General features: G+C 68.8%; 14 protein-coding genes. 11 read left to right on the forward strand and 3 right to left on the reverse strand.

The annotated features are described in order from the left end of the window. Positions 1 to 104 precede the first annotated feature (104 nt). The 3 genes from OC550_RS14725 to OC550_RS14735 all read left to right on the forward strand — a co-directional run bounded on the left by OC550_RS14725 (position 105) and on the right by OC550_RS14735 (position 1733). The gene (locus OC550_RS14725) at positions 105 to 473 is read left to right on the forward strand and encodes a hypothetical protein (protein WP_262106653.1); all 369 of its coding nucleotides are present in this window, start codon (positions 105 to 107) and stop codon (positions 471 to 473) included. Continuing rightward, complete coding sequence (locus tag OC550_RS14730; RefSeq protein WP_262106654.1) at positions 470 to 961, forward strand: hypothetical protein; 492 nt, start codon at positions 470 to 472, stop codon at positions 959 to 961. Before OC550_RS14725 ends, OC550_RS14730 begins: the two co-directional genes overlap by 4 nt. 133 nt (positions 962 to 1094) lie before the next feature. Next, on the forward strand, positions 1095 to 1733 hold the full coding sequence (locus OC550_RS14735; protein ID WP_262106655.1) for an NADPH-dependent F420 reductase: 639 nt from the start codon (positions 1095 to 1097) through the stop codon (positions 1731 to 1733). Between the two features lie 35 nt (positions 1734 to 1768). On the opposite strand, the gene OC550_RS14740 is transcribed toward OC550_RS14735, so the two are convergent. Continuing rightward, on the reverse strand, positions 1769 to 2041 hold the full coding sequence (locus tag OC550_RS14740; RefSeq protein WP_262106656.1) for a DUF3040 domain-containing protein: 273 nt from the start codon (positions 2039 to 2041) through the stop codon (positions 1769 to 1771). Between the two features lie 217 nt (positions 2042 to 2258). Between OC550_RS14740 and ubiG the strand changes: the two genes are divergently transcribed. The 7 genes from ubiG (at position 2259) to OC550_RS14775 (ending at position 11405) form a co-directional block, all read left to right on the forward strand. After that, complete coding sequence (ubiG, locus tag OC550_RS14745) at positions 2259 to 3047, forward strand: bifunctional 2-polyprenyl-6-hydroxyphenol methylase/3-demethylubiquinol 3-O-methyltransferase UbiG (protein ID WP_262106657.1); 789 nt, start codon at positions 2259 to 2261, stop codon at positions 3045 to 3047. 309 nt (positions 3048 to 3356) lie between these two features. Next, on the forward strand, positions 3357 to 4988 hold the full coding sequence (locus OC550_RS14750; RefSeq protein WP_262106658.1) for an ABC transporter substrate-binding protein: 1632 nt from the start codon (positions 3357 to 3359) through the stop codon (positions 4986 to 4988). Then, the gene (locus OC550_RS14755) at positions 4985 to 5986 is read left to right on the forward strand and encodes an ABC transporter permease (protein ID WP_262106659.1); all 1002 of its coding nucleotides are present in this window, start codon (positions 4985 to 4987) and stop codon (positions 5984 to 5986) included. The genes OC550_RS14750 and OC550_RS14755 overlap by 4 nt, the downstream gene beginning before the upstream one ends. Further along, positions 5983 to 6897, forward strand: coding sequence for an ABC transporter permease (locus OC550_RS14760; RefSeq protein WP_262106660.1), 915 nt, complete (start codon positions 5983 to 5985; stop codon positions 6895 to 6897). The genes OC550_RS14755 and OC550_RS14760 overlap by 4 nt, the downstream gene beginning before the upstream one ends. Before the next feature lie 3 nt (positions 6898 to 6900). Further along, positions 6901 to 8607: an ABC transporter ATP-binding protein gene (locus OC550_RS14765; RefSeq protein WP_262106661.1), complete on the forward strand. Its 1707-nt coding sequence runs from the start codon at positions 6901 to 6903 to the stop codon at positions 8605 to 8607. Positions 8608 to 8639: 32 nt separating this feature from the next. Continuing rightward, positions 8640 to 9908 (forward strand): acyl-CoA dehydrogenase family protein, encoded by a 1269-nt coding sequence (locus tag OC550_RS14770; protein WP_262106662.1) that lies wholly within the window; start codon positions 8640 to 8642, stop codon positions 9906 to 9908. A 90-nt stretch (positions 9909 to 9998) separates the two neighbouring features. Further along, positions 9999 to 11405 (forward strand): LLM class flavin-dependent oxidoreductase, encoded by a 1407-nt coding sequence (locus OC550_RS14775; RefSeq protein WP_262106663.1) that lies wholly within the window; start codon positions 9999 to 10001, stop codon positions 11403 to 11405. 2 nt (positions 11406 to 11407) lie between these two features. Here OC550_RS14775 and OC550_RS14780 read toward each other — a convergent pair whose 3' ends face one another. Both OC550_RS14780 and OC550_RS14785 read right to left on the reverse strand, forming a co-directional pair. Next, positions 11408 to 12589, reverse strand: coding sequence for an SGNH/GDSL hydrolase family protein (locus OC550_RS14780; protein ID WP_262106664.1), 1182 nt, complete (start codon positions 12587 to 12589; stop codon positions 11408 to 11410). A gap of 165 nt (positions 12590 to 12754) precedes the next feature. Beyond that, positions 12755 to 13540, reverse strand: coding sequence for an IclR family transcriptional regulator (locus OC550_RS14785; protein WP_262106665.1), 786 nt, complete (start codon positions 13538 to 13540; stop codon positions 12755 to 12757). Between the two features lie 139 nt (positions 13541 to 13679). On the opposite strand from OC550_RS14785, the gene OC550_RS14790 reads away from it, so the two are divergent. Further along, a complete protein-coding gene (locus OC550_RS14790; RefSeq protein WP_262106666.1) occupies positions 13680 to 14180 on the forward strand; it encodes a tripartite tricarboxylate transporter TctB family protein in 501 nt (166 codons plus the stop codon). Position 14181 lies beyond the last annotated feature (1 nt).

A 14181-nucleotide genomic window follows, 5' to 3' on the forward strand; every position in this document is an offset into this window, starting at 1 on the left:
CGGGAGGCAGCTTCCGCCGTCGTCCTTGCCCGTGTGCCGGGCCGGAAAAGCCAACAGCCCAAACCCATGCTCGTTCCAAGTCCAGCCTGATAGACCCGGGACCTATGAAGAAGATGCCGGCACGCCTCGCCACTCCCGCGCTCATCCTCGCGGCCGCCTTGACCGGTTGTTCGAGTCCCGGAGCGGGCACTTCCGCCGCCTCCCCGCCGGCTGCCGCCCCGCCGGCTGCTTCGACCGACACCGCCAGTCCGTCCGTGCAAACCGTCGATCCGAACACTGCGACGACCGAGGAGCTGACCGCGGCACTGGCGTCGGCCGGCGTCGACAACCCCGACCGGTGGGCCGAGGAGGTCCAGGAGTACGGCCCCTACACGGCCGAGAACCTCGAGCCCACACTGACCGAAGAGCTCGGGAAGTACGGCATCTCCCAGGACCAGCTGAGCAAGGTGCTCAGCGCCCTCAAGGTGGAGTGAGCACCGTGGCCAACACCGTGGAGACAGGGACCGACTCTGTTGCCCTGGTCGCCGTCTATCGCCGCATCCTGACCTGGCTCGGCATTGGCACCGCCCTCGGCGCCTGCGTCGAGCTCGCGATGCTCCGCCACTGGCACGACGCGGGCCAGCTCGTGCCGTGGGCGGTCCTGGCGGTGCTCCTTGCTGCCGCGGCGGCCTGGCTGGTGCGGCGCTCCGTGGCGACGGCGCGGATCATGCAGGGGACCGCGATTGTGGCGGTTCTTGGCAGTGCCTTCGGCGTCTACGAACATATCGGCGCGAACCTGGCCGCCGGACCGCTGAGCGGCCGGTACTCCGCCGTCTGGGATTCGATGTCCGCGGTGTCGCAACTGTGGGCCGCCGCCACCGGCTCGGTCGGCGCGTCCCCGGTCCTCGCTCCCGGCATGGTCGGGCTGGCGGGGGTGCTGCTGTGGCTCGCCGCGTTCCGCTGGGTTCCGGCCCGCGATTGATGCGGCTTTGCTCTGGCCTCGGGCCTGCACACGCCATAGTCTGGCGACGGCGGGGCGCTGAGTTCCGCCGTCGCCCTTTGGCGAGGGCTTCGAGCGTGTCACGGACCTGTACATTCCTGCGGGAGGAAGCATCATGACGGACATCACCATCATCGGCACCGGAAACATGGGCAGAGCCATCGCCACGCGCGCCGCGGCCGCCGGCCGCTCCCTCCAGATCCTGAACCGCACCCCGGAGAAGGCCGCCCAACTGGCCGGCGAACTGGGATCGGGGATTATCACCGGCGGGCTCGCCGAGCCCGCGCTGGGAGACATCGTCGTGCTCGCCTTGTACTACGGGCCCGCCCAGGAGGTCGTCACGAGGCTCCGCGGCTCCCTGACCGGCAAGACCGTGGTGGATATCAGCAATCCGATCGACGTGGAAACCTTCGATTCCCTCGTGGTCGGACCGGACACCTCGGCCACCGAAGAGCTGGCAAAGCTGGCGCCGGAGGCCCGCTTCGTCAAGGCCTTCAATACGACCTTCGCCGGACCGCTGTCAGAGGGCTCGGTCGACGGCAAGCCGCTGGACGTCTTCATTGCCTCGGATTCGGAGGAAGCGCGGAAGCAGGTCGCGGACTTCGTGAGCGCCGCAGGCCTGCGGCCTCTTGAGGTCGGCGCCCTCCGCCATGCCCGGGAGCTTGAGGGCTTCCAGCTGCTGCTCATGGCCCTGCAGGCCAACCCCGCCTACGAGTCCTTCAATTGGGGCACGGGGCTGAAGATCCTCGACTGACACTCTTCGCGGCAGCGCGGTCCGATGTTGGACGTTCACCGCGTCCGGCGTTGGAACAGGCGCAGCGCCCAGTACACGGAGGCGCCCATCAGCAGGAAGCCGACGATCCCCACGATGACCAGCTGAGCGGCGATCCCGCCGATCAGCAGCACAAGGCCCGCAATCCAGGCCAGGGCGGCCAGCAGCCCGCGGGATTGCCGGGGCCACAGAGAACCGGACTCCAATTCCCGAGCGAGTCTGGGATCCTCCGCGGCCAGCTCTTCCTCCAGCTCCCGTAGCTGTTTCCGTTCTTCATCCGACAGTGGCATCGCACGGTCCCTTCCGCCAGCCGAGCAGCGCTCTAAGAGGTCTGCCGCCCGGGCCAGTTCCTGGAAGAGCAGGCCCCGGTAGAGCCATGATGCTCCTCTAACGCAAGAGACGCCAGCGTTGGAAAGCGGGCATCGGTGTCAGTGGTCCGGCTCCCATGCCCGCCCGGCCCCGCCGTCCGACCCCGGCGTATGATCGACGTCAAAGCGAGGAGCAGCGATGCCGATCGATAACGAGCTGTACGACCGTCTGGGCGGATCCTGGTGGCACGAGGACAACCCGCTCAACCTGCTGCACGGCAGCCTCACCCCGGCCCGGATGGAGTATTTCCGGGGCGCGCTGCGGGACCGGCTCGGCGGCCGGGTGGCCGGGCTGAAGGCACTGGATATCGGCTGCGGCGCCGGCCTGCTGGCCGAGGAGTTCGCGCGGCTCGGCTGCGAGGTGACCGGCGTCGACCCATCGGAACCCGCGTTGGCGGCCGCCCGGCGGCACGCCGCGGACGGCGGCCCGGCGATCCGCTACCTGGCCGGCAGCGGCGAGGAACTGCCGCTCGCGGACGCAAGCTTCGACGTCGTTCTCTGCTGTGATGTGCTGGAACACGTCACCGATCTGCCGCGGGTCATCGCGGAGACCGCACGGGTCATGAAGCCGGGCAGCCTGTACCTCTTCGACACGATAAACCGGACGGCCGCCAGCTGGCTGCTGGCCATCAAAATCCTGCAGGACTGGCCGCCCACCAGGATCATCGACGCGCAGCTGCACAGCTGGGACATGTTCATCAAGCCGCGCGAGCTCGCGCGCCTGCTGCAGCGCAACGGGCTGGAGCCGGGCGGATTGGCCGGCCTGGCCCCGCGGGCGAACCCGCTGGCCGCCCTCTCGGCCCTCCGCGCTGCCCGCCGCGGCCGGATCAGCTACGGGGAACTCGGCCGCCGGCTGGACTTCGGCCAGGTCCGCTCGACTGCGCTGTCCTACATGGGCTACGCCATCAAGGCCGCCGAGCTGGGCTGAACCGAAAGAACCGGCTGAGCGGGCCTTTCGTTGCGTAACGTCCGGTCACAAGCCGTCATTGCGACGTCATGTCCGGCCGCGGAAAAGTCATATGAATTCACCGCGCTCCACAAAGATTCCGGCCTCCGCCACGGGTGCGTAGATTCTTCCGTACCTCCTGCGGGACGAGTGTTAGAACCACTGTTCCCGCCGGAATTGAACTGCCGCGAGGCGTGAGAAGCCTCGTTGAACACTAGCCGGTGATTGCAGTGCCCGAGTCTTCGGGCGCGTCCGGTGCCGTGTGCAACGGGCCGAACGGAAGACCGGAACATGAACCATCGCAACGCCCCTTGGGCGCCCACGGCCGCAGCCGCCGTCGTGCTTCTGGCGCTGACCGGATGCGGCGGCAGCGCCAGTGCGCAGCCGGCAGACGACACCTTCGTTTTCGCGACGGGCAAGGACATTTCCTGCCTGGACCCGCACGTGAACGGCGACATGCCGCAGGCCTCGATCGCCGCCAACTACCTCGACTCGCTGGTCTCGCAGGACAAAGACGGCAAGATCCACCCGTGGCTGGCCGAGTCGTGGGAAGTCTCGGAGGACGGGCTGACCTACACCTTCAAGGTCCGCGACGATGTCACCTTCACGGACGGCACCAGGTTCACCGCCGAGGCGGTCAAGGCGAACCTGGACCACATGGTGGATCCGGACACGCAGTCCGGCACGGCCGGCGGCTACCTCAAGCCGTACAAGAGCACCGAGGTGGTTGATGACACCACGGCCGTGGTCACGCTGAACCGCCCGTACGCGGCGTTCCTTGAGGTGCTGGCCCAGCCGTTCCTCGGCATCGAATCGCCGACGGCGCTGAAGCGGCCGCAGGCGGAGAACTGCAACTCGCCGGTTGGGACGGGTCCCTACAAAATCGTGGACTACGTTCCGCAGTCCAAGGTCTCGCTGGTGCGCAACGACGACTACAACTCGGCGCCGCCGTTCGCGCAGCACCAGGGGCCGGCGCACATCAAGAACCTCGAATGGCAGATCGTGCCGGAGGATTCCACCCGCTACGGGCTGCTCCGCGCCGGCCAGGTGGACGCGCTGGACCTGATGCCGTCGGTCCACTTCGCCGAGGCGGAGGCGGACAAGAACGTCGCGCTGGTGCTGCAGGACCGGCCGGGCAACCCGACCAACCTGATGCTCAACACCACGCGGGCACCGTTCGACGACCTCCGCGTGCGCCAGGCGTTCCTGCGCAGCGTGTACGTGGAGGCCGGAATCAACAGCGTCTACTTCGGCACGGTGACCCAGGCCGGCGGCCCGCTGGCCAGCACCACCAAGTTCTATTCACCGGACTTCGAGGACGCGTACCAGCCGGATCCCGCGAACGCGGCCAAGCTCCTCGACGAAGCGGGCTGGACGGGGCGTGACAAGGACGGCTACCGCACCAAGGACGGCAAGCGGTTGGTGGTGCACTTCCCGTATACGCCGGCCGTCTGGCCGACCGCCCACCAGGCCCTAGTGACCCAGCTGCAGGCCAGCGCGAAGCAGGCCGGGTTCGACGTGCGGATCGAGACGGGCGACTCCGCCTCCGTGAGCGAGCAGGGCAACAACTTCGACTACGACCTGCGCTCCGACTACTGGAACACCAACACTGCGGACGTGCTGCGGATCGTCTTCTCCTCCGAGTACACCGAGTCCGCCGGCTTCGTGCCGAACGGGTCCGGCTTCCGGAACAAGGAATTCGACAAGATCGTCAACGACGCTTTGGCCACCGACGATCCGGCAGTGCGCGAAAAGCTCTACTACGAGGCGCAGCAAATCGTCAGCCGCAATGCGCTGCAGCTGCCCCTCTACAACCAGGCCAGCCAGCTGGCTGTCCGGACGGACCGCTTCGCCAACCTCACGCTGGAGCCCAGCCTGTCCCTGCCTTATATCTACGACGTCTCGGCGGTGAAGCAATCATGAGTGCTGCAGCAACAACCTCCCACACGGGACTTCCAAGAACGACGGCGACCGCCGGGTCCGCCGGGCGGGTCATCCTTAAGCGCGCGGCCGGCAGCGTCTTCGTGCTCTGGGCCGCCGTGACCCTCACGTTCTTCGTGCTCCGCCTGACCCCGGGAGATCCCGTGACCGCCATTCTCGGCGGGGCCGGCTCCTCGCCCTCGCCGGAGACGGTGGCCGCGGTCAAGGCACAGTACGGGCTGGACCAGCCCGTCTTCGTCCAGTACCTGGACTACCTGGCCGGCCTGGCCACCGGGAACTTCGGCACCTCGTACATCTTCAAGGTGCCGGTGCTGGACATCCTTGGGCCGCAGATCCTGCCCACGTTCCAGCTGGCGGGGCTGGCGCTGGTCTTCGCGTGGGCAATCGCGCTCGCCTTCACCCTGCTGACCGTCGGCCGCGGCCGCCTACGGGACGGCATCGGCCGCGGCATCGAGGTCTTCTTCGCCGCGCTGCCACCGTTCTGGGTCGGCATCATGCTCGCCGTGGTCTTTGCGGTCATCCTGGGCTGGTTCCCGGTAGCGGGCGACGACGGCTTCAGGTCGCTGGTGCTCCCGGCGCTGGCCCTGGCCATCCCGCTGGCCGGCTTCATCGCGCAGGTCACCCGGTCCTCCTTCGAAGAGGCGCTGGCGCAGCCGTTTGTACTCTCCGCCCGGGCCCGCGGGCTGTCCGACCTGGCCGTCAGGCTGGGCCACGCCCTGCGGCACGCGATCCTGCCCGGCCTGACGCTCTCCGCGTGGGCCGTCGGCTCGCTGGTCAGCTCCGCGGTGGTCGCCGAGATCATCTTCGCCCGCCCCGGCCTGGGCCGCTCCCTCGTGGACGCGATCATCAACCGGGACCTGCCCATCACCCTGGCCGTGGTGGTCATCATCGCCGCCGTCTACATCGTCGTGAACCTGCTGGTCGATGTGCTCTACCGCGTCATCGACCCGCGCATCACCGAGAAGGGAGCCATCGCATGAGCGTGGCACTTGAACCCACCACCGCCCGCGGAAGCCTGCCGGGCAGCCCCCGGCCCGGAAAACCCGCACCTTCCCCGCGCGGCACGGCGAAAGCCGCGGCAGCGCTGCGGAAGACGCCGATCGGCCTGTGGATCGCGGCGGCGCTGCTCGCCTTCCTGGTGATTGCCGCCGTCGTACCTTCCCTGCTGATCCGGCAGGACCCGTACGTCATCGACCCGGCCACCGCCTTCACAGCGCCCAACGCGGAGCACTGGTTCGGCACGGACCAGAACGGCCGCGACGTGTTCTCGCGGGTGGTCGCCGGCACCGGCCAGTCGCTGCTGCTCGGGCTGGCCGCCACGGCCATCGGCCTGGTGCTCGGCGGCCTGCTGGGCATCACCGCCGGCGTCTCGGGCAAGTGGCTGGACTCGGCGATCTGCCGCTTCGTCGAGATCCTGTTCGCCTTCCCGGGCCTGCTGCTGGCGCTGATCGTCATCGCGGTCTCCGGCACCGGCATCGTCACCGCGGCCATCGCCGTCGGCGTCGGCACCGCACCCGGCTACGCACGGATGCTGCGGACCCAGACGCTGCAGGTCATCGCCTCGCCGTACGTCGAAACCGCGCTGTCGCTGGGCCGCTCGCGCTCGCACATCCTGTGGCACACCATCGTGCCGAACGTCGTCCGGCCGCTGTTCGTGCTAGCCACGCTCGGCGTCGGGCAGGCGATCGTCTGGGCTTCCTCGCTCAGCTTCCTCGGCCTGGGCGCGCAGCCGCCGGCCGCCGAGTGGGGCGCCATGCTCGCCGACGGCCGCAACTACATCCAGCTGGCCTGGTGGATCGCGGCCTTCCCCGGCATCTTCATCACCCTCGCCGCCCTGACCACCACCGTGGTGGGTCGACACCTGCAGCAGCGTCTCGAAGCGGAGGTCTAGGACATGACTGTCACCAAGAACGACGGCGGAACTTCCGTTCCACAGCAGGGTCCGGCATCGCTGCTGGGCATCGAGGGGCTCAATGTCTCCTTCGCGACGCCGCGCGGGCGGGTGGACGTGGTCAAGGACGTCTCGCTGGCGCTGGCACCGGGCAAGGCGCTGGCGCTGGTCGGCGAATCCGGCTCCGGCAAGACGGTCACGGCGCGGACCCTCGTGGGGCTGAACGCGGCCAACGCGAAGGTCACCGCCGACCGGCTCGAGGTGCTGGGACGGGACGCGCTGGCGCTGTCCGAGCGGCAGTGGCGCGGCGTGCGTGGCAAGGAGATCGGCTACGTCCTGCAGGACGCGCTGGTCTCGCTCGACCCGCTGCGCACCGTGGGCCAGGAGATCGACGAGGCGCTGCGGGCGCACGGCGTGCGGGGCAAGGCGGAGCGCCTGGAGCGCGTGCACCAGGCGCTCCGCGACGCCGGCATCCCCGACCCGGAGCTGCGGGCTCGCCAGCGGTCCGGCGAGCTCTCCGGCGGCCTGCGCCAGCGGGCCCTGATCGCGCAGGCGACGGTGCTGAATCCGCAGCTGGTGATCGCCGACGAGCCGACCACAGCGCTGGACGCGACGGTCCAGGCCCAGATCCTGGAACTGCTCGAGGGCCTGAAGGAACAGGGCCGGGGACTGATCTTCATCTCCCACGACCTGGCCGTGGTGGGGCACTTGGCCGACGAGATCGCCGTCATGCAGGGCGGGCGGATCGTCGAGTCCGGCCGCGCCGCTGAGGTCCTAGCGAACCCGCGGCACGAGTACACGAAGGCGCTTATCGACGCGATCCCGTCCGGCGCGGCCAAGGGCACCCGGCTCTCCACCGGCCCGCGGGTCCAGGTCGCCGCCGAGCCCGACCGCGCCACCGAGTTCTCGGAAACGGCCCCCGCCCTGGAGGCCCGCGGCCTGGCCAAGTCCTACCCCGGCCCCGGCGGCACCACCCGCCGGACCGTGGTGGACGACGTGTCCTTCACCCTCGAACGCGGGAAGACCCTGGGCATCGTGGGCGAATCCGGCTCGGGCAAGTCCACCACCGCCCGGATCGCCCTAGGCCTGACCCGCCCGGACGCCGGCACCGTCACCCTCGGCGGCTTCGCCTGGTCCGGCGCCGGAGCGGACGAGGTGAGCGAAGAGCAGCGGCGCCGGCACCGCCCGGACATCCAGCTGGTCAACCAGGACCCGCTGAGCTCCTTCGACCCGCGGTTCAGCGTCGGCAGGGTCATCCTCGATGCCCTCGATGCCGGCTCGATCGGCACACCGCGCGACCGGACCACCCGCGCACTGGACCTGCTCGACCAGGTCGGCCTGCCGGCGTCGTTGTTTGACCGCCGCCCTCTTACGCTCTCCGGCGGACAGCGGCAGCGCGTCGCGATCGCGCGGGCCCTGGCCCTGCAGCCCCGGGTGCTGCTGCTGGACGAACCGGTGTCCGCCCTCGACGTGTCCATCCAGGCCCAGGTCCTCGACCTGCTCGCCGACCTGCAGGAACAGCTCGGCCTGAGCTACCTCTTCATCAGCCACGACCTCGGCGTCATCCACCACGTGAGCGACGACGTGCTGGTGATGAAGGACGGCCGCGTGGTGGAAAGCGGCACCGCGGCGGAGCTGTTCGCCAACCCGCAGACCGACTACACCCGGCAGCTGCTCGCCGCCGTGCCCGAACTCCCCGCCCGCGCCTGACCCGGCGCCGCCCCACCCCTCCAGGAGGAACCGTGACCATCACCGCAGACTCAACCGACGCCACCGCATCCACCCCTTCAGCAGCAGCCACCGCTCCGGCCACCACAGCTTCGGCCCCGAGCTACGCCGAGCTCGCGGCGAAGTACCGGCCGCTGTTCGACGAGATTGCCGCCGGCGCGGCGGAACGGGAAACCAACCGCGAGCTGCTGCACCGGCAGATCGGCGAACTGGCGGCCGCGGGCTTCGGCGCCGTCCGGGTCCCGAGCGAGTTCGGGGGCGACGGCGCCACGGCGCCGCAGTTCTTCCGCCTGCTGGTCGAGCTGGCGGCGGCGGAGTCCAACATCGCGCAGGCGCTGCGCTCGCACGTCGCGTTCGTGGAGGGTCGGCTGTACGCCAACGACGCCGAGTGGCTGCGGAAGGTGGGCGAGGGCCGGATCCTGGGCAACGCGTGGACCGAGACGGGGCCGGTCGCCGTCGGCGGTGTCGGCACCACGATCGAGCGGGACGGCGAGGACTTCCGCATCAACGGCACGAAGTACTACACCACCGGCAGCCTCTATGCGGACTGGATCCAGACGGGCGCGCGCACCGCGGAGGGCCAGGACATCATCGCGCTGGTCAAGGCGGACGCCCCGGGCGTCCGGATCGACGACGACTGGGACGGATTCGGGCAGAGGCTGACCGCGTCGGGCACCACGGTGTTCGACAATGTGCTGGTTCCCGCCTCCGACGTCCTGGTGGAAACCGACCAGGCGCCGTACACCACCGGCGTCTACCAGCTGATCCACGTGGCGACGCTGGCCGGCATCACCCGGCGGGTGGTCCGGGACGCCGCAGCCGCGGTGCGCGGACGCTCCCGCGTGTTCAGCCACGGCAACGGGGTTCCGCCGCGCGAGGACATCCAGGTCCAGCAGATCGTCGGCGAACTCTCGGCCAAGGCCTTCACCGCCGAGGCCGCCGTGGAGCGCGTTGCCAACCTGCTGCAGGAAGCCATCGGGCTGCGCGCGGCCGGGGCCGATCCGGCGGCGTTCGAAGAAGCTGTGCATCTGGTGGAGTTCGGCTCGTCCCAGGCGCAGATCGTGGTGACGGACCTGGCCCAGCGGGCCTCGACGTCGCTGTTCGACGCTTTGGGAGCGTCCGCGGCGAAGACCGAACTGCAGCTGGACCGGCACTGGCGCAACGCCCGCGTCATCTCCTCGCACAACCCCGTGGTGTACAAGTCGCGGATCGTCGGCGCTTGGGAAATCAACGGCACCGTGCCCGAGTTTGTCTGGCGCTCCGGCACCGCCGCCGGCTCCTAACCCGGACCCCGCAGGCACTCCAGCCTCCATCCACCGCCCGCAACCCCCGGCGTCGTTAATTCCAGCCCATCCCCAAACAGGAGCATCCCCATGGCAAAGCCGCTGCACTTCAACGCGTTCGTCATGAACACCACCTCGCACATCCACCACGGCCAGTGGCGCCGGCCGGACGCCGGGCAGACCGAGTTCAACGACGTGGACACCTGGATCGACCTCGCGCAGAAGCTGGAGGCGGCCAAGTTCGATGCCATATTCTTCGCGGACGTGACCGGGCTCTACGGGGACGCGGACGCCGACTTCGACGTCTATGCGCGCGAGGGGCTCCAGATTCCTTCGAACGATCCGACGGTGCTGCTGGGCGCGCTGGCGGTCAAGACCGAGCACATCGGGCTCGCCCTGACGTCCAACGTGGTGCAGAACCACCCGTTCAACTTCGCCCGGCAGGTGTCGACGCTGGACCACATCTCCCGCGGACGGATCGCCTGGAACATTGTGACCGGCATGCAGGACAACGGGGCGCGGAACTTCGGGCTGGAACAGCTGACCGACCACGCCGAGCGCTACCGCTGGGCCGAGGAGTACGTCGACGTGGCCTACAAGCTGTGGGAGGGTTCCTGGGACGAGGGCGCGCTGCTGAAGGACAAGGAGCACGGCATCTTCTCGGACCCGGCGAAGATCCACAAGATCTACCACCAAGGGCCCCGGTACCGCGTGGAAGGCCCGCACCTCCCGTCCCCGTCCCCGCAACGCACCCCGCTGCTCTACCAGGCCGGGTCCTCCGCGTCCGGCCGTACCTTCGCCGCGCGCAACGCCGAGGCCGTGTTCATCATTGCGCCGACACCTGAAGTGGCCGCTCTGCAGATCGCGGACACCCGGCGGCTGGCGGTGGAAGCCGGACGGCGCCCCGAGGACATCAAGTTCTTCCAGGGCCTGTCCTTCATCATCGGCGATACCGAGGCAGAAGCGCATGCCAAGGCGAAGGAGTACGACAAATACGTCAGCGTCGACGGCTACCTGGCGCATGCCGCGCTCGTGGACAAGACCGGACGGGTCTATCCGGCGGACACCCCGCTGTCCGAGGTGGATACAAACACCCGGAAAGGCTTCCAGGAGTGGGTAGCCAAAGCCATCACGGACCGCGAGCCGGTGGTGGGCGACATCGCGCACCTGCAGGCGCGGAACACCCGGGTGGTCGGCACACCGGAGCAGATCGCGGACCGGCTGGATCAGTGGCAGGCGGCCGGTGTGGACGGCATCAACGTCATCAACTGGGTCATCCCGGGCTCCTTCGAGGAGTTCGCCGACCGCGTGCTGCCGGTGCTGCGCGACCGCGGCCTCGCGCAGACCGAATACGCCGAGGGCCCGCTGCGGCAGAAGCTCTTCGGCGCTCCCCTGCTCAACGAGCGCCATCCTGCCGCCCGGTACCGCGGCGCCTTCGCCAACGGCCCGGCCAGCTGGGAGGAGGCCGAAGCCGGAGTGCCCGCGGCGCGGCTCTAACGTCAGGCGCTTGTCGGGAAGAACCCCTCGGGCCCGAAGGCCAGGCGGGCGAACCGTTTCCCCATCAGCTGGTGGGTAACGGCATCCGGGTGCAGCGCGTCAGGCAGCGGAAGGTCGGCGGCGTCCTGCTCGCCGTACAACTGCAGGCCGTCCAGCCAATACAGATTCGGGTCGTCGACGGCCCGCTGGCGGACGACGCGGTCCAGCTCTTCGCGGATCACCCCGAGGGTGAGCTTGCCAGCGGCGCGCTCCGCCGGATCGCCGGTCGCCCGGAACCGGAGCTGTCCAGCCGCAATGGCTTCGAGGTCGAATGCTCCGGGGCCCGGGGTGTCCTCGTGGATGCCGCAGTAGATCGGCGAGACAACGAGGAGGGGCGTGTCCGGGTGTCCATCGCGGATGGTGTCGAGGTACCCGTGGACGGCAGAGCCGAATGCGCGGCGACGCATCAGGTCCGCGTTGACCAGGTTGATGCCGATCTTCACGCTGATCAGGTCCGCCGGCGCGTCCCGCATGGCCCGGGCCGTGAACTGATCGAGCAGGGCGCTCCCGCCGAATCCCCGGTTGACCAATTCGACGCCGCCCAGGCGCGCCGCAATTGCCGCCCAGATTCCAGTAGGCCGGGTGGCGTTGGACCCCTGGCTGATCGAGCTTCCGTGGTGCAGCCACACCGGCCGCCCGGAGGCGGGGGCCGGTTCAATCGGCGCGTTGGTGCGCAGTTCGAGGAGTTCCGTCGTCTCATTGTGCGGCAGCCACAACTCGATGGTCTTAACGCCCTCCGGGAGGTCCGCGAACCTTGTTGTGCACACCGGGCCCTGCACTTGCTCGGCGGCGCCCGTCGCCATGTCGATCGTGACAGTGTTCCCGCCGCTCGTCGCGGCGCTTCCTGCGATCCGGCCATCCACCATCAGGTCGATCACGCCGTCGGGCCGCGGCGGGAGGCCGGAATAGGTAGTCCTTGTGCGCAGCGTGTCGAGCTCGATCTCGGTGGCGGAGGTCCGGACGGCAATCCGCACACCCGAAGGCTGCGTCTCGACCATCTGCAACTGCGGATCGTTGGACTGAGCCCGGGCGCTCGCGGGAAGCCGGTGCGGCAGTACGCCCTGCTCGGTGCGCTCCAGCTCCTGAGCGCCCCGGACGAGGGACATGTCGATGGGCGCGGTGATCGTCCGGTTTTCGATAGTCATGTTCGGTGTTTTCCCATTCCTCGCTGGCTCGGCCCGTCTCCGCCGGCCCCGGCCACGCATTCATCGCGTTCGTCGCGACATCCAACCTACATCTGGCGGACTCTTCCCCGGATGCTCTTCGGCGAAAATATGCGCTGCTGTGGAACCGTCGCGGAGCAGGTTTCCTTAGTAGACGGTGCTGGCCAGCTGGTCGGCCAGGCGCCTTGCTGCGTGGCGCAGTTCCGGAACGCGGGCGACGAGGTCCTCGCGGGATGAGGCATGGACCGGTGCGGTGAGGGCGATCGATTCCGTCGCTGCGCCGGTCCGGGCAGGGACGGCGACGGCGATGCTCACGACGCCGGTCGCGCGTTCATCCTCCGAGTAGGCGTAGTCCTCGCCGGGCGCCGGCAGCCGGCGCCGTAGGTTCTCGAGGGTTGATTCTTCAGGTTCGTACTTGAGCTCGACGGCGGCTGCGAGCACATCAGCGAGCTGGTCCTCGTCCAGGGCTGCGATGAGGATTTTTCCTGCCGCACCGACGGTGAGGGGCAACCGGCGGCCCTGGGGCAGTTCGTATCCCAGGGACGCGGCTCCGACGACGCGTTCGACCAGCACGCGTTCGAAACCGAGACGGGAGTACAGCGACGCGGTCAGGCCGGTATTCCCGGCCAGTTGCTGCAGGATGGGCCTGGCGGATCGCGGCATCGGGTCGGCTTCGAGGAAGACGCGCGCGGCGGGCAGGACCGCCGGACCGATGCGGTAGTTCTTGTCGGTTTGGCTGACCAGGCCGGCGTCCTGAAGCACGCGCAGGATTCGCAGCGTCGTAGGTGAACTCATGCCGCAGTCCTTGGCGATCCGGTTCAGCCGCTGGGGGTGGTCGTAGCGCTGGAGCTGCTCGAACACTCCGATCGCACGCGACAGCGACCGCATGGTGCTGGCACCGCGGGTATCCGATGCCTTGGGTTCGGCCGTCATTCTTTCATCCTACGCAATCTCTTGGTGATTGGCCGCACTTGACCCTGTGATGTGGACCATGCCATCATTTCAATGCACGTTACAAGATTTTATCTAATGAAATTTTAGAACGCTCTACGAAACAGCATCAAGGATTCCCATGACTTCAGTCACAGAAAAAAGGCCGGTGGAGAAAGTGCGCCGCTCCGTCCTCGCGGGCCAGACCGCTCTGGTAGCCGTCGGCGCCTACGTGCTGGCCGAGTCGTTCCGGCTCGGGCTGTGGAACGAGCTCGGGCCAGGCCCAGGTTTCTTCCCCTTCGTGCTGGGCGGCGGCCTCGTGCTGCTCTCGCTGGTCTGGTTCCTGCAGGAGCGCGCCGGCGTCCAGGCTGCCCCGGCGCCTGAGGCCTCTGACACGTCCCAGGTCCGCGCGGTGGTGCTCAGCCTGCTGGTGCTGGCCGCGGCCCTGCCGTTCATCGGTTTTCAGCTGGGCGTGTTTGTGTTCCTGCTGTATCACCTGCGGCTGCGCGCCCGGACCTCCTGGGTCAAGTCGCTGGTGATCTCCCTGCTCGGCAGTGTCGGCGTCTACTACCTCTTTACGCTAGCGCTGCGGGTCTCGCTGCCCGAAGCGGGCCTTGTCCCCCTGAACCTGATCGGACTCTGAC

Origin of the sequence: Arthrobacter sp. Marseille-P9274 (assembly GCF_946892675.1) — a bacterium.
Classification (GTDB): Bacteria; Actinomycetota; Actinomycetes; order Actinomycetales; family Micrococcaceae; genus Crystallibacter.